The sequence below is a fragment of the Burkholderia mayonis genome (assembly GCF_001523745.2).
Taxonomy (GTDB): domain Bacteria; phylum Pseudomonadota; class Gammaproteobacteria; order Burkholderiales; family Burkholderiaceae; genus Burkholderia; species Burkholderia mayonis.
In genome coordinates, this window is sequence record NZ_CP013386.1 from 877,206 (window position 1) to 901,248 (window position 24,043).

The following is a 24,043-nucleotide window of genomic DNA, read 5'->3' on the forward strand; positions in this document are numbered from 1 at the left end:
TCGGCTCTCGCGGCGGTACATCCAGCGCTTTCACTCAGTCAAACGAGGAGATTCATGCATCGCGCCACCAAGATAGTCGCCACGATCGGTCCGGCATCCAGCTCGCCGGAGGTCCTGTTGCAGATGATGCACGCGGGTCTCGACGTCGTGCGGCTCAATTTCTCGCATGGCACCGCCGACGATCACCGCGAACGCGCCGAGCTGGTCCGCGAGGCCGCGCGGCGGGTCGGCCGGGAAATCGCGATCATGGCGGACCTACAGGGACCGAAGATCCGCGTCGGCAAGTTCGAGGCGGGCAAGACGACGCTCGCGCCCGGCCAGCCGTTCATCCTCGACGCGACGTGCGAGCTCGGCAACGACGAGCGGGTCGGCCTCGACTACAAGGATCTGCCGCGCGACCTGAAGCCGGGCGACGTGCTGCTCCTGAACGACGGCCTCATCGTGCTGAAGGTCGACCGCGTGCTCGGCGACGAGATCCACACGACAGTCAAGGTGGGCGGCGATCTGTCGAACAACAAGGGGATCAACCGGCAGGGCGGCGGGCTGTCGGCGCCCGCGCTGACTGCGAAGGACATGGAGGACATCCGCACCGCGATGTCGCTCGGCGCGGATCTCGTCGCCGTGTCGTTCCCGAAGAACGCGACCGACATGGAGATGGCGCGCCAGCTCGCGAACATCGCGGGCGCGCCTTACGGCATCAAGCCGAAGATGATCGCGAAGATCGAGCGCGCGGAGGCGATTCCGGCGCTGCAGGAGATCCTCGACGCGTCGGACGGCATCATGGTCGCGCGCGGCGACCTGGCCGTCGAGGTCGGCAACGCGGCCGTGCCCGCCCTGCAGAAGCGGATGATCCGGATGGCGCGCGAATCGAACAAGCTCGTGATCACCGCGACGCAGATGATGGAGTCGATGATCCACGCGCCCGTGCCGACCCGCGCGGAGGTGTCGGACGTCGCGAACGCGGTGCTCGACGGCACCGACGCGGTGATGCTGTCCGCCGAGACCGCGACGGGCAAGTACCCGGCCGTCACGATCGAGGCGATGGCGGCTGTCTGCGTCGAGGCGGAGAAGTCCGAGCACGTCGAGCTCGACAAGGATTTCCTCGACCGCACGTTTACGCGGATCGACCAGTCGATCGCGATGGGCGCGCTCTTCACCGCGTACCACCTGGGCGCGAAGGCGATCGTCGCGCTGACCGAATCGGGCGCGACGGCGCTCTGGATGTCGCGCCACTACACGCACGTGCCGATCTTCGCGCTGACGCCGCGGGTCGGCAGCGAGCGCGCGATGGCCCTCTTTCGCAACGTGACCCCGCTGCACGTCGACTTCGACAGCGATCGCGATTCCGCGCTGCAGCAGGCGCTCGAGCTGATCGTGCGGCACGGCTACGTCGCGCACGGCGACATGGTCGTGCTGACGGTCGGCGAGCCGATGGGGCAGGCGGGCGGCACGAACACGCTGAAGATCGTGCGCGTCGGCGAGCATTACTGATACCGAGCCGGCTGCGGGACGCCCGCCGGGCATGCCGCTTGCGCCTGGAACGAGCCGCGTGGGGTCGGATGCCCCCGCGGCTTTTTGCTTGAAAGCGGTCTGAAAGACGTAACAAATTGCCAGCGAATCCGCCATTTGGTCTGAATCGGGGGCGCTTCGCGATAAAATGCGGCTATTCGACGCTCGGCCGCGCCGGTTCTCCCGTCTTCCGTCGGGGCGGGCCGTAAGACGCCGCGTAGGGTGCAAGGTTTTCATTCAAGGAGTACCACAATGCCTCTCGTATCAATGCGTCAACTGCTGGATCACGCGGCGGAAAACGGCTACGGCCTGCCCGCATTCAACGTGAACAACCTGGAGCAGGTGCAGGCGATCATGGCGGCCGCCGACGAAGTCGGCGCGCCCGTGATCATGCAGGCGTCGGCGGGCGCCCGGAAGTACGCGGGCGAGCCGTTCCTGCGCCACCTGATCGAAGCGGCGGTCGAGTCGTACCCGCACATTCCCGTCGTGATGCACCAGGACCACGGCCAGTCGCCGGCGGTGTGTCTGACTGCGATCCGCAGCGGCTTCACGAGCGTGATGATGGACGGCTCGCTGCAGGCCGACGGCAAGACGGTCGCATCGTACGAATACAACGTCGACGTGTCGAAGAAGGTCGTCGAGATGGCGCACTCGATCGGCGTGACGGTCGAGGCCGAGCTCGGCGTGCTCGGTTCGCTCGAGACGATGAAGGGCGACAAGGAAGACGGCCACGGCGCGGAAGGCACGATGACCCGCGAGCAATTGCTGACGGATCCCGAGCAGGCTGCCGACTTCGTCAAGCTCACGCAGTGCGACGCGCTCGCGATCGCGATCGGCACGTCGCACGGCGCGTACAAGTTCACGAAGAAGCCGACGGGCGACATCCTGTCGATCCAGCGGATCAAGGAAATCCACGCGCGCATCCCGAACACGCACCTCGTGATGCACGGTTCGTCGTCGGTGCCGCAGGACCTGCTCGCGGAAATCCGCGAGTTCGGCGGCGACATGAAGGAAACCTACGGCGTGCCCGTCGAGGAGATCCAGGAAGGCATCAAGCACGGCGTGCGCAAGGTCAACATCGACACCGACCTGCGTCTCGCGATCACGGGCGCGATCCGCCGCTACATGTTCGAGAATCCGGGCAAGTTCGACCCGCGCGATTACCTGAAGCCCGCGCGCGAAGCGGCGAAGAAGATCTGCGTCGCGCGCTATCTGGCGTTCGGCTGCGAAGGCCAGGCGGCGAAGATCAAGCCGGTTGCGCTCGACAAGATGGCCGAGAAGTACAAGGCCGGCGACCTCGCGCAAGTGGTGCGTTAAATGGTGCTGCGCGGCCGGACGGAAGAGGGCGCCGCCCTTCGCCGTCCGGCCGCGGGCAGGTTGCAAGACCGCCGTTCCCGCGTGCCGACGGGAACGGCGTTTCCCTTTTTGTTTGGCTCTTAATTCTGCGAAAAGACGATGTCTACCCTTTACGAATCCACGCTGCGCTCGCTGCCGCTCCTCGGTCGCGGCAAGGTCCGCGACAACTACGCGGTCGGCAACGACAAGCTCCTGATCGTCACGACCGATCGCCTGTCGGCGTTCGACGTCATCATGGGCGAGCCGATTCCGAACAAGGGGCGCGTCCTGAATCAGATGGCGAACTTCTGGTTCGACAAGCTCGCGCACATCGTCCCGAACCACCTGACGGGCGTCGCGCCGGAGACGGTCGTCGCGGCTGACGAGGTCGAGCAGGTGAAGGGGCGCGGCGTCGTCGTCAAGCGTCTCGAGCCGATCCTCGTCGAGGCGGTCGTGCGCGGCTATCTCGCGGGCAGCGGCTGGAAAGACTACCAGGCGACGGGCAAGGTGTGCGGCGTCGAGCTGCCGGCCGGCCTCTCGAACGCGCAGAAGCTCCCCGAGCCGATCTTCACGCCCGCGGCCAAGGCGGAGATGGGCCATCACGACGAGAACATCTCGTTCGAGGAAACCGAGCGCCGCATCGGCACCGAGCTTGCCGCGACGATCCGCGACATCTCGATCAAGCTGTACAAGGAAGCCGCCGACTACGCGGCGACGCGCGGCATCATCATCGCCGACACCAAGTTCGAGTTCGGCCTCGACGGGCACGGCAAGCTGTTCCTGATGGACGAAGCGCTGACGGCCGACTCGTCGCGCTTCTGGCCGGCCGACGAGTACCAGGTCGGCACGAACCCGCCGTCGTTCGACAAGCAGTTCGTCCGCGACTGGCTCGAGGCGCAGGACTGGAACAAGGAGCCGCCCGCGCCGAAGCTGCCCGACGACGTGATCGCGAAGACGAGCGCGAAATACCAGGAAGCGCTCGAGCGCATCACGGGCAAGACGCTCGACTGACCATCGTCCGATTCACCGAAACAAGGAAGCGCACGATGAGCGAAGTCCAGACCGCCCACACGCACAGCGCGCCGCTCGTCGGCGTGCTGATGGGTTCCAGTTCCGATTGGGACGTGATGCAGCATGCCGTCGCGATCCTGCAGGCGTTCGACGTGCCGTACGAGGCCAAGGTCGTGTCCGCGCACCGGATGCCCGACGAGATGTTCGACTACGCGGAGAAGGCGCGCGAGCGCGGCCTGCGCGCGATCATCGCGGGCGCGGGCGGCGCGGCGCACCTGCCCGGCATGCTGGCCGCGAAGACGACGGTGCCCGTGCTCGGCGTGCCGGTCGCGAGCAGGTACCTGAAGGGCGTCGATTCGCTGCATTCGATCGTGCAGATGCCGAAGGGCGTGCCCGTCGCGACGTTCGCGATCGGCGAGGCCGGCGCGGCGAACGCGGCGCTTTTCGCGGTGTCGATCCTGTCCGGCACGTCGACCGACTACGCGAACCGGCTCGCCGCGTTCCGCGTGCGGCAGAACGAAGCCGCGCACGCGATGGTGCTGCCGCCGCTGTGAGGCCGCCGCGCAGCCGCCGGCGACCTCGATCGTCCTGACCGCGGCGGGCGCAGCCGCCCGCCGCCACCGACCCTAGACATGACTGCACTCCCCACCCCGATTTCCCCGATCCTGCCGGGCGCCTGGCTCGGCATGGTCGGCGGCGGCCAGCTCGGCCGCATGTTCTGTTTTGCCGCGCAAGCAATGGGCTATCGCGTCGCCGTGCTCGATCCCGATCCGACGAGCCCCGCGGGCGCCGTCGCCGACAAGCATCTGCGCGCCGCGTACGACGACGAGGCCGCGCTCGCCGAGCTCGCGCAAGTGTGCGATGCCGTGTCGACCGAGTTCGAGAACGTGCCCGCCGCGAGCCTCGACTTCCTCGCGCAATCGACGTTCGTCGCGCCCGCCGGCCGCTGCGTCGCGATTGCGCAGGACCGGATCGCCGAGAAGCGCTTCATCGCGGCGTCCGGCGTGCCCGTCGCGCCGCACGTCGCGATCGAATCGGCCGCGCAGCTCGCGGCGCTCGCCGATGCCGAACTCGCCGCGGTGCTGCCCGGCATCCTGAAGACCGCGCGCCTCGGCTACGACGGCAAGGGGCAGGTGCGCGTCGCGACCGTGCAAGACGCACGCGACGCATATGCGTCGCTGGGCGGCGTGCCGTGTGTGCTCGAAAAGCGCCTGCCGCTCAAGTACGAGGTGTCGGCGCTGGTCGCGCGTGGCGCGAACGGCGCGTCTGCCGTATTCCCGCTCGCGCAAAACACGCATCACGGCGGCATTCTGTCGCTGACCGTCGTGCCCGCGCCTGCGGCGAGCGACGCGCTCATGCGCGAAGCGCAGCAGGCGGCCGTGCGGATTGCCGATTCGCTCGATTACGTCGGCGTGCTGTGCGTCGAGTTCTTCGTGCTCGAAGACGGCTCGCTCGTCGCGAACGAAATGGCGCCGCGGCCGCACAACTCCGGCCACTACACGGTCGACGCGTGCGAGACGAGCCAGTTCGAGCAGCAGGTCCGCGCGATGACACGGCTGCCGCTCGGCAGCACGCGCCAGCATTCGCCCGCCGCGATGCTCAACGTGCTCGGCGACGTGTGGTTCGCGAACGGCGCGTCGAGCGAATCCGTCACGCCGCCGTGGGACCAGGTCGCCGCGATGCCGACCGCGCGGCTGCATCTGTACGGCAAGGAGGAGGCGCGCGTCAGCCGCAAGATGGGCCACGTGAACTTCACCGCGGCGACGCTCGACGATGCGGTCGCGGGCGCGACCGCATGTGCGCGGCTCCTGCGCATTCCGCTCGACTGACGGGACGCACGATGTCGAACGATCGACCGTTCCCGACCGCCGCGCAAATCGACGAAGCAGCCGCGCTGCTCGACGCGGGCGAGCTCGTCGCGTTTCCGACCGAGACCGTCTACGGCCTCGGCGGCGATGCGCAGAGCCCGGCCGCCGTCGCGCGGATCTACGCGGCGAAAGGGCGTCCGGCGAACCATCCGGTGATCGTCCACCTCGCGCCGGGCAGCGATCCCGGCTATTGGGTCGATGAACTGCCCGTCGATGCAAAGAAGCTGATCGACGCGTTCTGGCCGGGCCCGCTCACGCTGATCTTGAAGCGCGCAGCGCACATTCCGGACGCGGTGAGCGGCGGGCAGGACTCGGTTGGGCTGCGCTGCCCGTCGCATCCGGTCGCGCAGGCGCTGTTGCGCGCGTTCGACGCGCGCCGCGGCGGGCATGGCGGCGTCGCCGCACCGTCCGCGAACCGCTTCGGCCACGTGAGCCCGACGACCGCGCAGCACGTGCGCGACGAGTTCGGCGATTCCGTCCACGTGCTCGACGGCGGCGCGTCCGATGTCGGAATCGAGTCGACGATCCTCGATCTGTCGCGCGGCTTTCCGGCGCTGCTGCGCCCCGGCCGCGTGACGCCGCAGCAGATCACCGACGTGCTCGGCGTTGCGCCGCGTCTGCCCGACGGCGGCGATGCGACCGCACCGCGCGCGTCCGGCACGCTGAAGGCGCATTACGCGCCGCGCACGCCGCTCGCGCTCGCGCCGTTCGAGCGGCTCGAGCGGTTCCTGTCCGCCGCGCGCGACGCGGGCGAGCGGGTCGCGCTCGTCGCGCGCGCGTCGCGCGCCGGCGCGTGGGCGCACGCGGACGGCGTGCATTTCGTCGCGGCGCCCGAGGATCCGCAGGTCTACGCGCGCGAGCTCTACGGGCTGTTGCGCGCGCTCGATCGCGCGCAGGTCGCGCGCATCCTCGTCGAGAAGCTGCCGGATACGGTCGAATGGATCGCGGTGAACGATCGGCTCGGCCGCGCGGCGGCCGCGTTCGAAGCGCACGAATGAGCGTCGCGCGTTCGGGCGGTTGACAGGCGGAAACCACGCGGCTTCGTTACGCTGTTGTCGCCGAAGTGCCGAATCATTCAAAAACACCCGATTCCGATGAGAAACGCCCGGTTCGCATCACGCGAACCGGGCGTTTTCGTTCGAAGCGCGGATCGTCGTCGAGCCGCGAGCGCGGCGAACCCGAGCCCGCCGCCCGCCGGCTTACTTGCCGACGCCCGTCTTCGCGATCTGCTGCTCGACGTACTGCGCGAACAGCGCGTGCAGATGCGTCGTCGGGTGGACCGTATCGGCGAACATATAGGTTTGGTCGGCGTTCGCGACCGTGTACATCTGCGGCGAGCAGAACAGCGACGAGCCGAACGCGGTCGGGTTCGACACGCCCGACTTCGTCGCAGCGGCGATCATCGATTGCAGATTGCATGCAGTGCCCGAGTTCGACACCGAGAAGCCGTTCGCCTGGTAGTTCGCGGTGATGCCGTCCTGCCACGTGAACGCGTCGATCAGCACGGCCTTCGTCGGATCGACGTTGAGCGCCTTCAGCGCCGCGGCGAGCGTGCTGTTGAAGACCGTCGAAAGCTGCGTGAGCGCGGCCTGCTGGCCCGTCGACACCGCGAGCGGCGTGCCGCCGATATCCGGGACGTTCGACACGAACACGTGCGTCGCGCCTGCGGCGACGATCTGCTGGACGATCCCCGCGAGCTGCTGCGCGGCAAGGCCGATCTGCTGCGCAGCGGCGAGCTGCGCGGCCGGCGTGTTGCCCGACGCCTGCGCGACCTGCACCTGATAGAAGATGTCGTTTGCGCCGCCGTTGATCAGCACGATCTGGTTCGCGTTGAAGCTGCCGTGCTGCTGCAGGTATTGCTGGACCTGCGTCGCGACGGGCACGGTCGTCGCTTGCGCGTAGTCGGCATTCGCCACGCTCGGATCGGCGTGGCCGATGCCCGGCTGCTGCGTGACGCGCGAGCCGCCCTGCGCGTAGCCCAGGCCGCCCGCCGCTTGCAGCGGCACGCCGAAACCGCCTTCGAACGCGGGCGTGAGCGTGCCGCCGTAATACGTGGCGACGTCCTGCGTCCACACCTGGCCCGGGTTCGTCGTGAAGCGGCCGCCGCCGAAGCCGATCAGGATTTGCGGCGAGTAGGTGCCGGTGTCCGACAGGCTGTCGCCGAACGACACGACCTGCATGTTCACGCCGGCGCTCGGCTGCGACGAGCCATTGTCGCCGCCGCCGCACGCGGCGAGGATGGCGAACGCGGCGCTCGCGAGCGCGACTTGCGCGCCGCGCCACAGGCGGCGTGCGGTGCGGGTGGGTTGTTGTTGTCGTTGCAGCTGATTCATGCGAGTCTCTCCTCGTAGATATGCTTGTGTTGCATGGCCTGCGCCGCGCCGCGGCTTGGCACGATGGTTGTGAATCCGTGTCCTCGTTATCGTTCGCGCGGCGCGGCGGCGAGCGCGGGCGGCTCGTGCGGCTGCGCGCGCGCGTTCGCAACCCGAGCATGATAAGCGCTCGCCCATTCGGGCGGACCGAAAACCGCTCGCAGCTTGTTGCGCCAGCCTTCGACGCCGAACGCGTCGGCCGCCATCGACCACCATTCGTGGAACGTCGCGACGAGCGGGTTGTTCGAGTCGAGCGGCTCGACGATCCCGTATACGGGCGGATCGCGCGGGTCCTCTTCGATGAAGCTGCCGAACAGGCGGTCCCAGATCACGAGCACGCCTGCGTAGTTGCGGTCGATGTAACGCGGATTGCGCGCGTGGTGTGCGCGGTGGATCGACGGCGTGTTCAGCACGTACTCGAGCCAGCCGAGCTTCGGGATCGTCTGCGTGTGGACGAAGAACTGGAATGCGAGGTTGATGAGCACGATGCCGACGATCTGCTGCGGCGGAAAGCCGAGGAACGCGAGCGGCAGCCAGAACGCCCACATGCCGGCGATCGGATACATCAGGCTTTGCCGCATCGCGGTAGAGAAATTCAGGCGTTCGGACGAATGGTGAACGACGTGCGCGGCCCACAGCCAGCGCACGCGATGGCTGCAGCGGTGGAACACGTAGTAGAGCAGGTCCTGCGCGACGAACAGCACGGCGAACGACACCCACGTGTTGTCCCACGTGAAGAGCCGGAAATGCGTGTAGCAGTACGCATAGATCGGAATCACGAAGATCCACGCGACCTTGTCCGCGCCCTGGTGCATCAGCGCGAGCGCCGCGTTGCACAGCGTGTCGCGCAGGTTGTAGACGCGTTCGCCGGGGCGCGTGCGCGCGAGGTGCCACGCTTCCCAGCCGATGCAGAACAGAAAGACGGGCGCGAGCGCGAGCAGAAGCAATTCGACGTTGAATTGCATGAGTGTCTCCCTCTTGTTGTGGTGCGAGCGATGCGGCGCATGCGGCGTGCGGGGCGCGTGCCTGGCTCGGTGACGTCAATTGCAGCTAAAAGGGTACGCAATCGGCGTACCGGGCGCGAGAGCGTTTCGTAGAGGGAGTCTTCGACGGGTGGGGGCGTGGGACGGCGGGCGAGGCCGCCGCGTTGCGACGGTGGGCGAAAACGCACGGTTGCGAGCGGCCTGCGGGGGCGACCGGGAAACGGCGAGGGAAACGGTTCCGGCCGGCTCGCGGCGGCGCGCCACGCGTGCCGCCGCGATTCGGGCGCCGATCAGATCAGCGCGGCCCCTCGTACACCCATTCGAGCAGTGCGTCGTGCGCGGCGCGCGCGGCCGACGCGCGATCATCGTTGATGAAGCTGACGACCACATAGCTCGACCCGTCCGCCGACGCGACGTAACCCGCGATCGCGCGCACGTCGCGCAGCGTGCCCGTCTTGATGTGCGCGTTGCCGCCGACGGGCGCGTTCGTCAGCCGGTTCTTCATCGTGCCGTCGACGCCCGCGACCGGCAGCGAATCGACGAACGCCTGCGCGACGGGGCTCGCGTTCGCCGCCTGCAGCATGTCGGCGAGCGACAGCGCGCTCACGCGCTCGTCGCGCGACAGCCCGGAGCCGTTCTCGAGCGCGAGCCCTTCGGTCGGCAGCCCGCTGTGAGCGAGAAACGCGCGGATCGTATCCGCCGATTGCGCGGGCGTCGCGGGCGGCCGGTGCTCGACCGCGCCGATCGTGAGGAACAGGTTGCGCGCCATCACGTTGTTGCTGAATTTGTTGATATCGTGCACGACGCTCGACAGCACAGGGCCATGGTGCGCCGCAACGAGCCGCGCGCGTCCCGGCACCTTGCCTTCGGCGACCGTGCCGGAGAATGCGCCGCCCGTCTGGCGCCACAGCGCGAGGAAGCCGCGCGCGAAGAACGCGGAGTGATTCAGCACGGCGAGATTGGTCGTCGTCGGGCCGCAGCGCAGCGGGTAGTCCCCGGCAAACGACGCGGTGAGGTCGCCGTTCGCGTCGGTCATGAGCGCGGGCCGCGCGGCCGCCGCCGCGGCGCCGCACGAGCCTGCGCCTTCGACGAGCTGGTTGTCGACGTTCAGGTTCGCGAGCGGCGGCACGACGTCGATCGCGACCGCGCCGTTGTCGGTCGGCGTCACCGTGAACGACAGCGCCTTGAACGCGTAGAGGAGCGGGTCGGGGCCGACGTTGTACGGCGCGGTGGCGTCGTCGTCGAGCGGCGGCAGGTCGCGCGTCTCGGGCGCGAAGAAGGTCTTGTCGAGCACGAGCGCGCCGTCGACGTTGACGATGCCCGCGCGGCGGATCTTGTTGACGAGATCGATCAGTTCCTCCGGCACGAGCTTCGGATCGCCCGTGCCCTTCACGTACAGCGTGCCGTGCAGCGTGCCGTTCTCGTCGACGGCGCCGTCCGCGTATGCGCTCGTGCGCCAGCGATAGTCGGCGCCGAGCATCGACAGCCCGGTGTAGGTCGTGACGAGCTTCATCGTCGATGCGGGTTGCATCGGCCGGCTCGCGTTCCACGCGACGACGGGCGTCCGGTCGCCGATCCGCTCGATGACGACGCTCAGGTTCGACGCCGGCACGCGCGCGCGCTGCAGCGCGGCGAGCACCGACGCCGGCAGCACGTTGTGCGCGGTCGAGACCGCAGCCGGGTAGCGCGGCGGTTTCCTGCGGGCGTCGGCGGGCGCGGCGAACGCGAGCGCGGCGCACGCGGCGATGAGCGCCGCGCAGCGCAGGACGGCGCGCGGCGTGCGGGCGGCGGGGCGTGCCGGACGAGGCGAAGCGGCGATGCTGCGGGCGTTGTGATTCATCGGCGAATACGGAACGGAAGGCGACGTGGGCAATTGACTTGCGCGCGGCGGCGCAAGCCGGACATTGTAGAGAAAATGGCGCGCGCGCAGCGTCGAAATCGGCCGAAGGTCCGCTCGCGCGCGAGGCGGCGCTACAATGTCCGCCATCTCGAACGCATGCGACGGACGCTTTTCAGGATGCGGATATTGCTAGTCGAAGACGATCGGATGATCGCCGAAGGGGTGCGCAAGGCGCTGAAGGCCGACGGCTGCGCGATCGATTGGGTGCAGGACGGCGAAGCCGCGCTGACCGCGCTGGGCGGCGAGGCGTACGACCTGCTGCTGCTCGATCTCGGGCTGCCGAAGCGCGACGGCATCGACGTGCTGCGCACGCTGCGCGCGCGCGGGCTCGCGCTGCCCGTGCTGATCCTGACCGCGCGCGACGCGGTCGCCGATCGCGTGAAGGGCCTCGACGCGGGCGCGGACGACTATCTCGTCAAGCCGTTCGATCTCGACGAGCTCGCCGCGCGGATGCGCGCGCTGATCCGCCGCCAGTCGGGGCGCAGCGAGTCGATGATCCGTCACGGCGCGCTGACGCTCGATCCGGCGTCGCACCAGGTGACGCTCGACGGCGCGCCCGTCGCGCTGTCCGCGCGCGAATTCGCGCTTCTCGAGGCGCTGCTCGCGCGTCCGGGCGCGGTGCTGTCGAAGAGTCAGCTCGAAGAAAAGATGTATGGCTGGGGCGAGGAGATCGGCAGCAACACCGTCGAAGTCTATATCCACGCGCTGCGCAAGAAGCTCGGCTCGGACCTGATCCGCAACGTCCGGGGCCTCGGCTACATGGTCGTGAAGGAAGCGTAGCGCGTGAGGTCGATTCGCCATCAATTGCTGATCTGGCTGCTCGCGCTCGTCGTGGCCGGGGTGGGGCTCGCCGGCTGGATGATCTATCGGCAGGCGCTCGCCGCCGCGAACGAGCTGTTCGACTACCAGTTGCAGCAGATCGCGGCCGCGCTGCCGTCCGAACCGTTCTCGCAGGTGCTCGGCTCGCAGACGAACGGCGACGAAGGGATCGTGATCCAGATCTGGAACCGTAACGGCGTGCTGATGTACTTCTCGCATCCGCGCGCGCCGCTCGCGCCCCGCGCCGAGCTCGGCTTCTCGACCGAGCGCACCGAGCGCGGCGCATGGCGCGTGTACGGCGCGATCGTCGGCGACAACGTCGTGCAGCTCGCGCAGCCGCTGTCGGTGCGCAACCGGCTCGCCGCGAGCGTCGCGCTGCGCACGCTGTGGCCGCTCATCGTGCTGCTGCCGTTCCTCGGCGCGGCCGTCTGGATGATCGTCGGGCGCGGGCTGGCGCCGCTGCAGCGCGTGACCCGCGCGGTCGAGGCGCGCCGGCCCGAGGCGCTCGATCCGCTGCCCGACTGGCCGCTGCCGCTCGAAGTGCGTCCGCTCGTGCGCGCGCTGAATGGGCTGCTCGCGCGGCTGTCCGCCGCGCTCGACACGCAAAAGGCGTTCGTCGCGGATGCCGCGCACGAACTGCGCACGCCGCTCGCGGCCGTGCAGATCCAGGCGCAGCTCGTCGCGCGCGCGCAGGACGATGCGTCGCGGCGCGAGGCGATCGTCGATCTGCAGAGCGGCGTCACGCGTGCGACGCGTCTCGCCGAACAACTGCTCGCGCTCGCGCGCGCGGAACCGGGCGACTCGACGGTGCGCGAGCGCGTCGATCTGCGCGCGATCGTCGAGGAATGCGTCGCCTCGCATGCGCCGATCGCGCAGCGGCGCAACATCGATCTCGGCTTCGAGGAAGTCGAGGACGCGGCCGTGGTCGCCGATCCCGCCGCGCTGCGCGTGATGTTCAACAATCTACTCGACAATGCCGTGAAGTACACGCCGGCGGGCGGGCGCATCGACGTGTCGCTCTCGCGCGGCGACGGCGCGCGCGCCTGCGTGCAGATCGGCGACAGCGGCCCCGGCATTCCGGCGGGCGAGCGCGAGCGCGTGTTCGATCGCTTCTACCGCGATACGTCCGCGCGGGCGCGCACCGACGTGTCGGGCAGCGGCCTCGGTCTCGCGATCGTCAAGCGGGTGGCCGCGCAGCAGCGCGCGACCGTGACGCTCGGCGAAGCGCCGGCGGGCGGGCTCCTCGTCAGCGTCGCGCTGCCGTGCGCGGCCGAAGCGTGACGGTCGTGCCGGATGCGTGACGAGGCGCATCATTCGCCTCATTGCTTGCCGCGGCGCGCGGCGTTGCCGTGGCGCGGCCGCTGTCCGGCCGATCCGCGCGCCGGGCTCGCCGTGCCCGACGCGGGCCTCGGATTTGCTCTGTTTTCGTCCGTTTAATGGCTCCTGAAACCGATTAAGCCTGCTTTAAGACAGGGGCGCTACGCTTCGAACCGTTAGACGAGGAGAACGATCGATGACTACCCGAATCCTTGCGCGTGGCGCAGTTGCCGTGGCCGTCGCCGCGGCGTTGTCGGCGGGGTATGTGGCGGGCACCCGTCATGCGGAGCCGCCGCAGATCATCACGCCGGCCGTCGCCGCGCTGATGCCGGCCGAAGCGGCCGCGAAGACCGGCATTCCCGACTTTTCCGGGCTGGTCGAGACCTACGGGCCAGCCGTCGTGAACATCAGCGCGAAGCACGTCGTGCCGCGCACCGCGCCGCGCCGCGCGGCGCCGCAGTTGCCGATCGACCCGGACGATCCGTTCTACCAGTTCTTCCGACATTTCTACGGACAGATGCCGGGGATGGGCGGCGGCCAGCAGCAGCCGGATGACCAGCCGAGCACGAGCCTCGGCTCCGGATTCATCATCAGCCCGGACGGGTATATCCTGACTAACGCGCACGTGATCGACGGTGCGAACGTCGTCACCGTGAAGCTCACCGACAAGCGCGAGTACAAGGCGAAGGTCGTCGGCGTCGACAAGCAGTCGGACGTCGCGGTGCTGAAGATCGATGCGTCGAGCCTGCCGACTGTGAAGATCGGCGATCCGGCGCAAAGCAAGGTCGGCCAGTGGGTCGTCGCGATCGGCTCGCCGTACGGGTTCGACAACACGGTCACGTCGGGCATCATCAGCGCAAAGTCGCGCGCGCTGCCCGACGAGAACTACACGCCGTTCATCCAGACTGACGTGCCGGTGAACCCAGGCAACTCGGGCGGTCCGCTCTTCAACCTGAACGGCGAGGTGATCGGCATCAACTCGATGATCTACTCGCAGACGGGCGGCTTCCAGGGGCTGTCGTTCGCGATCCCGATCAACGAGGCGATGAAGGTGAAGGACGAGCTCGTGAAGACGGGCCACGTGAGCCGCGGCCGGCTCGGCGTCGCCGTGCAGGGGCTCAACCAGACGCTCGCGAGCTCGTTCGGTCTGCAAAAGCCCGACGGCGCGCTCGTCAGCTCGGTCGATCCGAAGGGGCCGGCCGCGAAGGCGGGGCTGCAGCCGGGCGACGTGATCCTGTCGGTCGACGGTGTGCCCGTGCAGGATTCGACGACGCTGCCCGCGCAGATCGCGAGCATGAAGCCCGGAACGAAGGCCGATCTGCAGGTTTGGCGCGACAAGTCGAAGAAGACCGTGTCGGTGACACTCGCATCGCTGACCGACGGCCAGGCGAAGGTGGGCGTCGACGAGCCCGTCGAGCAAGGACGTCTCGGCGTCGCGGTGCGGCCGCTTTCGCCGCGCGAGCGCAACGGCTCGTCGCTCACGCACGGCCTCGTCGTCCAGCAGTCGACGGGTCCCGCCGCGAGCGCGGGCATTCAGCCGGGCGACGTGATCCTCGCGGTGAACGGCCGGCCGGTCACGAGCGCGGAACAATTGCGCGATGCGGTCAAGCGCGCGGGCAACAGCCTTGCGCTGCTGATCCAGCGCGACGACGCCCAGATCTTCGTGCCGGTCGATCTGGGCTGAGCCGGGGTCGATCCCGGCGTGGCGGGCGGGCCGGCTCGGCGGCTTGGCGGCTGCCTCCCGCCGCTTGCCGTCGTCCGTCGCCGCCGGTCGTCCATACCGACCTCCGTTATCCGGCGGACAGATTCAAGGAGCGAATCATGCGACAGCCAACCGTTTCCAAGTACCTGATTGCGGCGGCGCTGGCCTTCGGCCTCGCGGGTGCCGCGCGTGCGCAGCCCGGCTTGCCGGACGTGCAGCAGCAAGGCGACGTCAGCTTCGTGTCGGGCGGGGTGGGGCAGGACGAATCCACCGCGTTCCGGCGTGGCGAAAGCAGTTGGCCGCTCGCGCTGCGTTTCACGGGCGCGGGCGGCGAGTATCTCGCCGATGTCCACGTGTCCGTGCTCGATGCGCACGGCGGCGAAGTGCTGAAGACCGATGCGCGCGGCCCCTACATGCTCGTCAAGCTGCAGCCGGGGCGCTACACCGTGCATGCGAGCTACAACGGCAATGAGCAAACCCATGCGGTCACGGTGCCGGCGAAGGGCGGCGTGAAGGCGGCGTTCTCGTGGAAGGCGCAGTGACCCCGCTGCGACGATGACGCCGCGCAATTTGCGGCGGTTTGGCCGATAATGCAACTATAAGCGGCGTTTCGCCGCGGCCATGCTTATTTCCGGCCGGCGCGTGCGCGCGGCGGCCGTAGGGGAAACCGATGTCCGACGCCGCAGGTCATCGCATCGAAATCGAGCAGAATCGCCATCGCGTTCGCGTGATCCACCAGGGGATCACCTATGCCGATTCGCAAGCCGCCTATACGCTGAAGGAATTGGGCCTGCCCCACGTCCAATATCTGCCGCGCGGCGACGTCAACATGTCGCGGCTCACGCCGTCCGACCACGTGACGTATTGCGAGCAAAAGGGGCAGGCGACCTATTTTCATCTGCATACCGAAGAAGGCGTCATCGAGAACGCCGCGTGGAGTTACGAGGCGCCGCTGAAGGTCGCGGACGCGATCCGGCAATATGTCGCGTTCGATGCCGCGTGCGTCGACCGCATCGACGTGACGTCCTGACGCGGCAGTTCATCGGGGGAGGCGATCATGGAACTGAACGACGCGTTGTTCATCCCGCTCGCGCCGTCCGTCGTCCGGGACGCGCTGCAGGATCTCGCGCTCGTGCGCGCGAGCCTCGATCATTGCGAGTCGTTTTCGCGGCTGGCGCGCGGCGAGTACGCGCTCGCGCTGACGGTGCCGCTCGGCCCGTTGCGTGCGCGTTACGACGTGCGCGCGCACGTCGTCAGCGAGCGCAGCGACGAACCGGAGCACACGAGACGCACGCTGAACTTCCGGGCCCGCGCAGACGGCATCGGCGCGCTGCGCGGGCAGATCGACGTCGTGCTCGCGCCGGCCGACGACGCAACGGACGCGGGCCGCGGCGTCCCCGCGACGCGCGTCGAATACGCGGTATGGGCGACGGCGTCCGGCCCGCTCGCCGAACTGCCGGGCCGCCAGATCCAGAACGCGCTGCACGAGCTCGCGGACGATTTCTTCACCGAGTTCTGCGCGGTCGTGCAGGCGAAGCACGGGCTTGCGCCGAACCGCGCGCGAGATGGCGCGCCGCAGCGGCATCATGTGTTCCTGCGGCCCGCGGGATTCAAGGGCGTCGCGCGCCGCGCCCACGCGCAGCACCTGGGCGGCGCGCTGACCGGGCGCGCGGCGAGCGCGCTCCACCATCGCGAATCGAACCCGGTGCCGTTGTGGGCGTGGGCCGCGATGATCGTCTTCGTCGCGCTGCTGCTCTATGCGGCGCGCTGGTTCAACGGCGGCTGAGCCGCGCGGCTTTTGCCGCGATGCCGCTTGCCGGGCACGGCGCCTCGCCCGGCAAGCCGTATCGTGGACTTTCCGATTTCCCTTCCGATTCGCCGCTGAATAGCGGCCGTTCATCGTGGTGCGGGCTCGATCCGGGCGCGCGGCCGCCTCAGTCGTCTTTGCGCATCGCGGGGCTCGTGCGCAGCATGTCGAAGCAGCCGTCTACGAGCTTTTCCGCGTGCCGCTCCGCATCGATCTCGCCCGGCAGCATCAGCATGTCGCGCACGAAGCCGCTGACGAGCGTATGCAGCATCAGCGTCGCGCGCCACGTATCGAGATCCGCCGGCAACTGGCCGTTCGCGACGCCTTGTGCGAGATCCGCTTCGATGTTGCGCAGCGCGTCGCGCATCCCTTCGCGGTTGCGCTGCAGGAGCGGTCCCATGTCCGCGACATACTCGCACTTCATGAACAGGATGCTGAACACGCGCCGCAGTTGCGGATCGCGTGCGACGCCGAGCAGGCACCAGATCAGGATTTCGCGGATCCGGCCGAGCGGATCGGCGTGCGGCGCGTCCGTGCTGGCTTTCAGCTCGTCGATCGGCAAGAGCACGCGGTCGAACATCGCGTCGAAGAGTTCGCTCTTGCTCGCGAAGTGCCAATAGATCGCGCCGCGCGTGACGCCCGCGTGCTGGGCAATGTCGGCGAGCGACGTGTGCGACACGCCTTTTTCGAAGAAGACGTGCTCGGCGGCGTCGAGGATGCGGTCGCGCGTCGCGAGCGCTTCCTCCTTCGTGCGTCTGGCCATTCAGGAGCTCATCGTATGCAAGGTCGAGGCCATTGCGTGAATAATAAGGGTTGCATCATGAGCGCCGCACGTGGGTCGCCCTGTTCGACCTGCTGTAAACCTTGGTAATGTGTAAGAAATTGTGCGGTGCATGAAGGACTTTTACATACATTCGTGAATGTATATACAATGCCAGCTTACGGCCGAATGGCCTTCGAGGCAATCAGTTAATATCCGTCTCTGCTGATTTCCCTCCTCATTGTTGTTCCGCGCGTAGCGCGCGGCGGCATCCCGGCACGGCAGTCGCGTGCCGCCGTTGTATCCGCAGTCAAGCAATTCAGTTGTCCGATCCGCGCCGCAAGGCGCGTTCGTGTTGTGTCCTCGAGGGCCGGCACTTATTTCATCTAGTTACAAACGAGGTCGCTCCATGCGCGTCGAACGGGTTCCATACCGCTTAATCACTGTCGCGACGGCTGCCGTTTTCCTGGCCGCGTGCGGAAAAAAAGAATCGGCTCCGCCCCCTCAAACGCCGGAAGTCGGCGTCGTCACCGTCCAGCCGCAATCCGTGCCGGTCGTCTCCGAACTGCCGGGCCGCACGAGCGCGTACCTCGTCGCGCAGGTGCGGGCGCGGGTCGACGGCATCGTGCTGCGGCGCGAGTTCACGGAAGGCAGCGACGTCAAGGCCGGCCAGCGTCTCTACAAGATCGACCCCGCGCCGTACATCGCGTCGTTGAACAGCGCGAAGGCGACGCTCGCGAAGGCGCAGGCGAACCTCGCGACGCAGAACGCGCTCGTCGCGCGCTACAAGGTGCTCGTGGCCGCGAACGCGGTCAGCAAGCAGCAATACGACGACGCGGTCGCCGCGCAAGGGCAGGCGTCCGCCGACGTCGCGTCCGGCAAGGCCGCGGTCGAGACCGCGCAGATCAACCTCGGCTACACCGACGTGGTGTCGCCGATCTCGGGCCGCGTCGGCATCTCGCAGGTCACGCCGGGCGCTTACGTGCAGGCGAGCCAGGCGACGCTGATGTCGACCGTCCAGCAGCTCGATCCGGTGTACGTCGACCTCACGCAGTCGAGCCTCGAGGGCCTCAAGCTGCGTCAGGACATCCAGAGCGGGCGCATCAAGACGGAAGGTCCGGGCGCGGCGAAGGTCACGCTGATCCTCGAAGACGGCAAGCCGTATTCGGAGCCGGGCAAGCTGCAGTTCAGCGACGTGACGGTCGACCAGACGACGGGCTCGGTCACGATCCGTGCGATTTTCCCGAACAAGCAGCGCGTGCTGCTGCCGGGCATGTTCGTGCGCGCGCGCATCGAAGAGGGTGTCAACGACAACGCGTTCCTCGTCCCGCAAATCGGCGTCACGCACGATCCGAAGGGCCAGGCGATCTCGATGATCGTCGACGCGAAGGGCAAGGTCGAGCCGCGCGTCCTCACGACGAGCGGCATGCAAGGCCAGTACTGGGTCATCGAAGGCGGCCTGCAGGCGGGCGACCGCGTGATCGTGCAGGGCATCGACAAGGTGCGTCCGGGCATGACGGTGAAGACCGCCGCTGCGCAACTGCCGGCCGCGGCCAACGCGTGGTCGGGGGCGTCGCCCGCCGGCGCCGCGCCGGCTCAGGCCGCGGCAGCGAGCGCGGCCGCATCGGGCGCCGCGCCGTCGAGCACGGCCGCGAGTGCCGCCGCAGCGTCGAGCGCGCAATAACAGGGGGCCTGTTTCATGGCAAAGTTTTTTATCGATCGCCCGATCTTCGCATGGGTGATCGCCATCATCCTGATGCTGGCCGGTATCGCGGCGATCTTCACGCTGCCGATCGCCCAGTATCCGACGATCGCGCCTCCGTCGATCCAGATCACCGCGAACTATCCGGGCGCTTCGGCGAAGACCGTGGAAGACACGGTCACGCAGGTGATCGAGCAGCAGATGAGCGGTCTCGACAACTTCCTGTACATGTCGTCGACGAGTGACGATTCGGGCAACGCGACGATCACGATCACGTTCTCGCCGGGTACGAACCCGGACATCGCGCAGGTCCAGGTGCAGAACAAGCTGTCGCTCGCAACGCCGATCCTGCCGCAGGTGGTTCAGCAGCTCGGCCTGTCGGTGACGAAGTCGAGCAGCAGCTTCTTGCTCGTGCTCGCCTTCAACTCCGAAGACGGCAGCATGAACAAGTACGACCTGGCGAACTACGTCGCGTCGCACGTGAAGGACCCGATCAGCCGGATCAACGGCGTCGGCACCGTCACGCTGTTCGGCTCGCAGTACGCGATGCGGATCTGGCTCGATCCGACGAAGCTGACGAACTACGGGCTCACGCCCGTCGACGTGACGACCGCGATCACCGCGCAGAACGTGCAGATCGCGGGCGGCCAGCTGGGCGGCACGCCCGCCGTGCCGGGCACCGTGCTGCAGGCGACGATCACCGAGGCGACGCTTTTGCAGACGCCCGAGCAGTTCGGCAACATCCTGCTGAAGGTGAATCAGGACGGCTCGCAGGTGCGCCTGAAGGATGTCGCGCAGATCGGCCTCGGCGGCGAAACGTATAACTTCGACACGAAGTACAACGGCCAGCCGACCGCGGCGCTGGGCATCCAGCTCGCGACGAACGCGAACGCGCTCGCGACCGCGAAGGCGGTGCGCGCGAAGATCGACGAGCTGTCGAAGTACTTCCCGCACGGCCTCGTCGTCAAGTATCCGTACGACACGACGCCGTTCGTGCGCCTGTCGATCGAAGAAGTGGTGAAGACGCTGCTCGAGGGTATCGTCCTCGTGTTCCTCGTGATGTATCTGTTCCTGCAGAACCTGCGGGCGACGATCATCCCGACGATCGCGGTGCCGGTCGTGCTGCTCGGCACGTTCGCGATCATGTCGATGGTCGGCTTCTCGATCAACGTGCTGTCGATGTTCGGATTGGTGCTCGCGATCGGTCTGCTGGTGGACGACGCGATCGTCGTGGTCGAGAACGTCGAGCGGGTGATGGCGGAAGAGGGCTTGCCGCCGAAGGAAGCGACGCGCAAGGCGATGGGCCAGATCACGGGTGCGCTCGTCGGCGTCGCGCTCGTGCTGTCGGCGGTGTTCGTGCCGGTCGCGTTCTCCGGCGGTTCGGTCGGCGCGATCTATCGTCAGTTCTCGCTGACGATCGTGTCGGCGATGGTGCTGTCCGTGCTCGTCGCGTTGATTCTGACGCCGGCGTTGTGCGCGACGATCCTCAAGCCGATCCCGCAAGGGCACCACGAGGAGAAGACGGGCTTCTTCGGCTGGTTCAACCGGAACTTCAATGCGAGCCGCGACAAGTATCACGTGGGCGTTCACCATGTGATCAAGCGCTCGGGCCGTTGGCTCATCATCTATCTCGCGGTGATCGTCGCGGTCGGCCTGCTGTTCGTGCGTCTGCCGAAGTCGTTCCTGCCCGACGAAGACCAGGGTCTCATGTTCGTGATCGTCCAGACGCCGTCGGGCTCGACGCAGGAGACGACCGAGCGCACGCTCGCCAACATCTCCGACTACCTGCTGACGAAGGAAAAGGACATCGTCGAATCCGCGTTCACGGTGAACGGCTTCAGCTTCGCGGGCCGCGGCCAGAACTCGGGTCTCGTGTTCGTCAAGCTGAAGGACTATTCGCAGCGGCAGAGCTCGGACCAGAAGGTGCAGGCGCTGATCGGCCGGATGTTCGGGCGCTACGCGGGCTACAAGGACGCGCTCGTGATTCCGTTCAACCCGCCGTCGATTCCTGAGCTCGGCACGGCAGCCGGCTTCGACTTCGAGCTGACCGACAACGCGGGTCTCGGCCACGATGCGCTGATGGCGGCGCGCAACCAGTTGCTCGGAATGGCGGCGAAGGATGCGACGCTGCGAGGCGTGCGTCCGAACGGCCTGAACGATACGCCGCAGTACAAGGTCGACATCGATCGCGAGAAGGCGAACGCGCTTGGCGTGACGCCGTCGGCCATCGACCAGACGTTCTCGATCGCCTGGGCGTCGAGCTACGTGAACAACTTCCTCGACACCGACGGCCGGATCAAGAAGGTGTACGTGCAGGCGGATGCGCCGTTCCGCATGACGCCGGACGACATGAACATCTGGTACGTGCGCAACGGTTCGGGCGGGATGGTGCCGTTCTCGGCGTTCTCGACCGGCCACTGGACCTACGGTTCGCCGAAGCTCGAGCGCTACAACGGCATTTCGGCGATGGAAATCCAGGGCCAGGCCGCGCCGGGCAAGAGTACCGGCCAGGCGATGACGGCGATGGAATCGCTCGCGAAAAAGCTGCCGAACGGCATCGGCTATTCGTGGACGGGGCTGTCGTTCCAGGAAATCCAGTCGGGTTCGCAGGCGCCGATCCTGTATGCGATCTCGATCCTCGTCGTGTTCCTGTGTCTCGCGGCGCTGTACGAGAGCTGGTCGATTCCGTTCTCGGTGATCATGGTCGTGCCGCTCGGCGTGATCGGCGCGCTGCTCGCCGCGACGCTGCGCGGGCTCGAGAACGACGTGTTCTTCCAGGTCGGTCTGTTGACGACCGTCGGTCTGTCCGCGAAGAACGCGATTCTGATCGTCGAATTCGCGCGCGAGCTGCAGCAGTCGGAGAAGATGGGGCCGATCGAGGCGGCGCTCGAAGCGGCGCGGCTGCGGTTGCGTCCGATTCTGATGACGTCGCTCGCGTTCATTCTCGGCGTGCTGCCGCTCGCGATCAGCAACGGCGCCGGCTCGGCGAGCCAGCACGCGATCGGCACCGGCGTGATCGGCGGGATGATCACCGCGACGTTCCTTGCGATCTTCATGATCCCGATGTTCTTCGTGAAGGTGCGGGCGGTGTTCAGCGGCGAGAAGGAAGATGCCGACGAAGCACTGCGCCTCGCGCATGAGCACATGCATCGTGACGAAAAGCCGGAGCACGGCGACGACGCTGGCAAGAAGGAATAAGTGATGAAGCGAAAACATGCTTTGACTGCACTCGCAGTCGCACTGCTCGCGACGGGCTGCACGCTCGCGCCGCGCTACGAGCGTCCGGCCGCGCCCGTGTCGGGCGCGTTCCCGACCGACGGCGTCTACGCCACGCAGCCGGGCGCCGCGTCCGGCGCGCGCAGCGCGAACGGCCAGGCGGCCGTCGACATCGGCTGGCGCGAGTTCTTCGTCGATCCGCGCCTGCAGCGCTTGATCGAGATCGCGCTGAAGAACAACCGCGACCTGCGCGTGTCGGTGCTGAACGTCGAGGCTTCGCGCGCGCAGTATCAGATCACGCGCGCGGGCCTCTTCCCGACGCTCGACGGCACGGGCACGGGTGCGATCCAGCGCTATCCGGCCGGCGTGTCCACCACCGGCGCGCCGCTCATCACGCGGGCGTACAACGTCGGCGTGTCCGCGTCATGGGAGCTCGACCTGTTCGGCCGCGTGCAGAGCCTGAAGGACCAGGCGCTCGCGCAGTACTTCGCGACCGCGCAGGCCCGCAAGGCGGCGGAGATCGCGCTCGTCGCGAGCGTCGCCGACCAGTACCTGACGCTGCTGTCGACCGACGACCTGCTGCAGGTCACGGAGAACACGCTGAAGTCGGCGCGCGCGTCGTACGACCTGACGAAGCTGCAGTTCGACAACGGCACCGGCTCGGAGCTCGATCTGCGGCAGGCGCAGACGGTCGTCGAGACGGCGCTCGCGAACCAGCAGGCGCAGGCGCGGGCGCGCGCGCAGGCGGTCAACGCACTCGTGCTGCTGGTTGGCGAGCCGTTGCCCGACGATCTGCCGGCCGGCTTGCCGCTCAACGCGCAGAACCTGCTGACCGACATTCCGGCCGGGCTGCCGTCCGATCTGCTGACGCGCCGGCCGGACATCATGCAGGCGGAAGAGACGCTGCGCGCGGCGAACGCGAACATTGGCGCGGCGCGCGCGGCGTTCTTCCCGAAGATCTCGCTGACGGGCGCGTTCGGCACCGCGAGCCCGACGTTGGGCGGTCTCTTCAAGGCCGGCACGGCGGCGTGGTCGTTCGCGCCGAGCATCGCGCTGCCGATCTTCGAGGGCGGGCAGAACATCGCGAATCTCGATCTCGCGCACGTGCAGAAGCGCATCGAGATCGCGAACTACGAGAAGGCGATCCAGAGCGCGTTCCGCGAAGTGTCGGACGGGCTCGCCGCGCGCGGCACGTACGATCAGCAGATCGCGGCGCTCGAGCGCAACGAGCACGCGCAGCAGCGCCGCTACGATCTGTCGGATCTGCGCTACAAGAACGGCGTCGACAGCTACCTGTCGGTGCTGACCGCGCAGACCGATCTGTACTCGGCGCAGCAGCAGCTGATCAGCGCGCGGCTCGCGCGCTGGTCGAATCTCGTCGACCTGTATCGTTCGCTCGGCGGCGGCTGGATCGAGCGCGCGGGCGAGACGCCGCGTCCGGCCGACGCGCCGGCCGACTACGGCAAGGCGGCGGCGCCTGCGCCGGCGTCGGCGTCGGCCGCGCCCGCCGCCGCGGTCAGCGCGGCGACGGCCGGCTGAGCGTTCGCACGCACCGCACGGCGGACGAAGGCGGTCGATTCGTTCGTCTCGCGCCGTGCGATCGGAAGCGGTCGCGTCGCATCGCGATGCACGAACAAAAACCCCGCGTTCTTCGGAACGCGGGGTTTAATGAGATGGTCAGCCTGACCGAAACAGCCCGATCGGCTTACGCTGATCGGGCTGTTTCCTTATGGGAGATCGTC

Annotated in this window: 19 protein-coding genes and 1 pseudogene; 16 read left to right on the plus strand and 4 right to left on the minus strand. The window is 67.9% G+C overall.

Annotation, left to right across the window (positions count from 1 at the left end; translation table 11 throughout):
- Nucleotides 1–54: 54 nt before the first annotated feature.
- The 6 genes from pyk (at nucleotide 55) to WS70_RS04440 (ending at nucleotide 6,721) form a co-directional block, all read left to right on the plus strand.
- On the plus strand, nucleotides 55–1,491 hold the full coding sequence (gene pyk, locus WS70_RS04415) for a pyruvate kinase (RefSeq protein WP_059473612.1): 1,437 nt from the start codon (nucleotides 55–57) through the stop codon (nucleotides 1,489–1,491).
- A gap of 270 nt (nucleotides 1,492–1,761) precedes the next feature.
- Complete coding sequence (fba, locus tag WS70_RS04420) at nucleotides 1,762–2,826, plus strand: class II fructose-bisphosphate aldolase (protein WP_059473613.1); 1,065 nt, start codon at nucleotides 1,762–1,764, stop codon at nucleotides 2,824–2,826.
- A gap of 138 nt (nucleotides 2,827–2,964) precedes the next feature.
- The gene (locus tag WS70_RS04425) at nucleotides 2,965–3,855 is read left to right on the plus strand and encodes a phosphoribosylaminoimidazolesuccinocarboxamide synthase (RefSeq protein WP_059596390.1); all 891 of its coding nucleotides are present in this window, start codon (nucleotides 2,965–2,967) and stop codon (nucleotides 3,853–3,855) included.
- Between the two features lie 35 nt (nucleotides 3,856–3,890).
- The gene (purE, locus tag WS70_RS04430; RefSeq protein WP_059473615.1) at nucleotides 3,891–4,409 is read left to right on the plus strand and encodes a 5-(carboxyamino)imidazole ribonucleotide mutase; all 519 of its coding nucleotides are present in this window, start codon (nucleotides 3,891–3,893) and stop codon (nucleotides 4,407–4,409) included.
- Between the two features lie 78 nt (nucleotides 4,410–4,487).
- Nucleotides 4,488–5,684 carry a 5-(carboxyamino)imidazole ribonucleotide synthase gene (locus WS70_RS04435; RefSeq protein WP_059473616.1) on the plus strand — a complete coding sequence of 399 codons (1,197 nt, stop codon included), beginning with the start codon at nucleotides 4,488–4,490 and terminating at the stop codon, nucleotides 5,682–5,684.
- Nucleotides 5,685–5,695: 11 nt separating this feature from the next.
- Nucleotides 5,696–6,721, plus strand: coding sequence for an L-threonylcarbamoyladenylate synthase (locus WS70_RS04440; protein WP_059596391.1), 1,026 nt, complete (start codon nucleotides 5,696–5,698; stop codon nucleotides 6,719–6,721).
- A gap of 201 nt (nucleotides 6,722–6,922) precedes the next feature.
- On the opposite strand, the gene WS70_RS04445 is transcribed toward WS70_RS04440, so the two are convergent.
- From WS70_RS04445 to dacB, 3 genes are all read right to left on the minus strand, one after another.
- Nucleotides 6,923–8,056, minus strand: coding sequence for an SGNH/GDSL hydrolase family protein (locus tag WS70_RS04445; RefSeq protein ID WP_059596392.1), 1,134 nt, complete (start codon nucleotides 8,054–8,056; stop codon nucleotides 6,923–6,925).
- A gap of 86 nt (nucleotides 8,057–8,142) precedes the next feature.
- Entirely contained in the window at nucleotides 8,143–9,060 is a 918-nt protein-coding gene (locus WS70_RS04450) for a sterol desaturase family protein (protein ID WP_059596393.1), read from the minus strand.
- 313 nt (nucleotides 9,061–9,373) lie between these two features.
- A complete protein-coding gene (gene dacB / locus WS70_RS04455) occupies nucleotides 9,374–10,918 on the minus strand; it encodes a D-alanyl-D-alanine carboxypeptidase/D-alanyl-D-alanine endopeptidase (protein WP_059473630.1) in 1,545 nt (514 codons plus the stop codon).
- A gap of 177 nt (nucleotides 10,919–11,095) precedes the next feature.
- On the opposite strand from dacB, the gene WS70_RS04460 reads away from it, so the two are divergent.
- From WS70_RS04460 to WS70_RS04485, 6 genes are all read left to right on the plus strand, one after another.
- On the plus strand, nucleotides 11,096–11,758 hold the full coding sequence (locus WS70_RS04460) for a response regulator (protein WP_059596411.1): 663 nt from the start codon (nucleotides 11,096–11,098) through the stop codon (nucleotides 11,756–11,758).
- A gap of 3 nt (nucleotides 11,759–11,761) precedes the next feature.
- Nucleotides 11,762–13,078: an ATP-binding protein gene (locus WS70_RS04465; RefSeq protein ID WP_059596394.1), complete on the plus strand. Its 1,317-nt coding sequence runs from the start codon at nucleotides 11,762–11,764 to the stop codon at nucleotides 13,076–13,078.
- A gap of 232 nt (nucleotides 13,079–13,310) precedes the next feature.
- Nucleotides 13,311–14,798 carry a DegQ family serine endoprotease gene (locus WS70_RS04470; protein ID WP_059473621.1) on the plus strand — a complete coding sequence of 496 codons (1,488 nt, stop codon included), beginning with the start codon at nucleotides 13,311–13,313 and terminating at the stop codon, nucleotides 14,796–14,798.
- A 137-nt stretch (nucleotides 14,799–14,935) separates the two neighbouring features.
- Nucleotides 14,936–15,358, plus strand: coding sequence for a carboxypeptidase-like regulatory domain-containing protein (locus tag WS70_RS04475; protein ID WP_059473622.1), 423 nt, complete (start codon nucleotides 14,936–14,938; stop codon nucleotides 15,356–15,358).
- 128 nt (nucleotides 15,359–15,486) lie between these two features.
- Complete coding sequence (locus WS70_RS04480; RefSeq protein WP_059596395.1) at nucleotides 15,487–15,846, plus strand: DUF427 domain-containing protein; 360 nt, start codon at nucleotides 15,487–15,489, stop codon at nucleotides 15,844–15,846.
- Between the two features lie 27 nt (nucleotides 15,847–15,873).
- Nucleotides 15,874–16,602: a CoxG family protein gene (locus WS70_RS04485; protein WP_059596396.1), complete on the plus strand. Its 729-nt coding sequence runs from the start codon at nucleotides 15,874–15,876 to the stop codon at nucleotides 16,600–16,602.
- A gap of 148 nt (nucleotides 16,603–16,750) precedes the next feature.
- Here the strand turns inward: WS70_RS04485 and bpeR are convergent, their stop codons facing one another.
- A complete protein-coding gene (gene bpeR, locus WS70_RS04490) occupies nucleotides 16,751–17,386 on the minus strand; it encodes a TetR family transcriptional regulator BpeR (RefSeq protein WP_059473625.1) in 636 nt (211 codons plus the stop codon).
- A gap of 248 nt (nucleotides 17,387–17,634) precedes the next feature.
- Here bpeR and WS70_RS32700 point away from each other — a divergent pair.
- From WS70_RS32700 to WS70_RS04510, 4 genes and pseudogenes are all read left to right on the plus strand, one after another.
- A pseudogene (locus WS70_RS32700) lies at nucleotides 17,635–17,773 on the plus strand (chemotaxis protein); the annotation flags it as partial.
- A gap of 19 nt (nucleotides 17,774–17,792) precedes the next feature.
- A complete protein-coding gene (locus tag WS70_RS04500) occupies nucleotides 17,793–19,067 on the plus strand; it encodes an efflux RND transporter periplasmic adaptor subunit (RefSeq protein WP_059596397.1) in 1,275 nt (424 codons plus the stop codon).
- Nucleotides 19,068–19,082: 15 nt separating this feature from the next.
- Nucleotides 19,083–22,283 (plus strand): efflux RND transporter permease BpeB, encoded by a 3,201-nt coding sequence (gene bpeB, locus WS70_RS04505; protein ID WP_059473627.1) that lies wholly within the window; start codon nucleotides 19,083–19,085, stop codon nucleotides 22,281–22,283.
- A 3-nt stretch (nucleotides 22,284–22,286) separates the two neighbouring features.
- Nucleotides 22,287–23,840, plus strand: coding sequence for an efflux transporter outer membrane subunit (locus WS70_RS04510; RefSeq protein WP_108033897.1), 1,554 nt, complete (start codon nucleotides 22,287–22,289; stop codon nucleotides 23,838–23,840).
- Nucleotides 23,841–24,043: the final 203 nt, after the last annotated feature.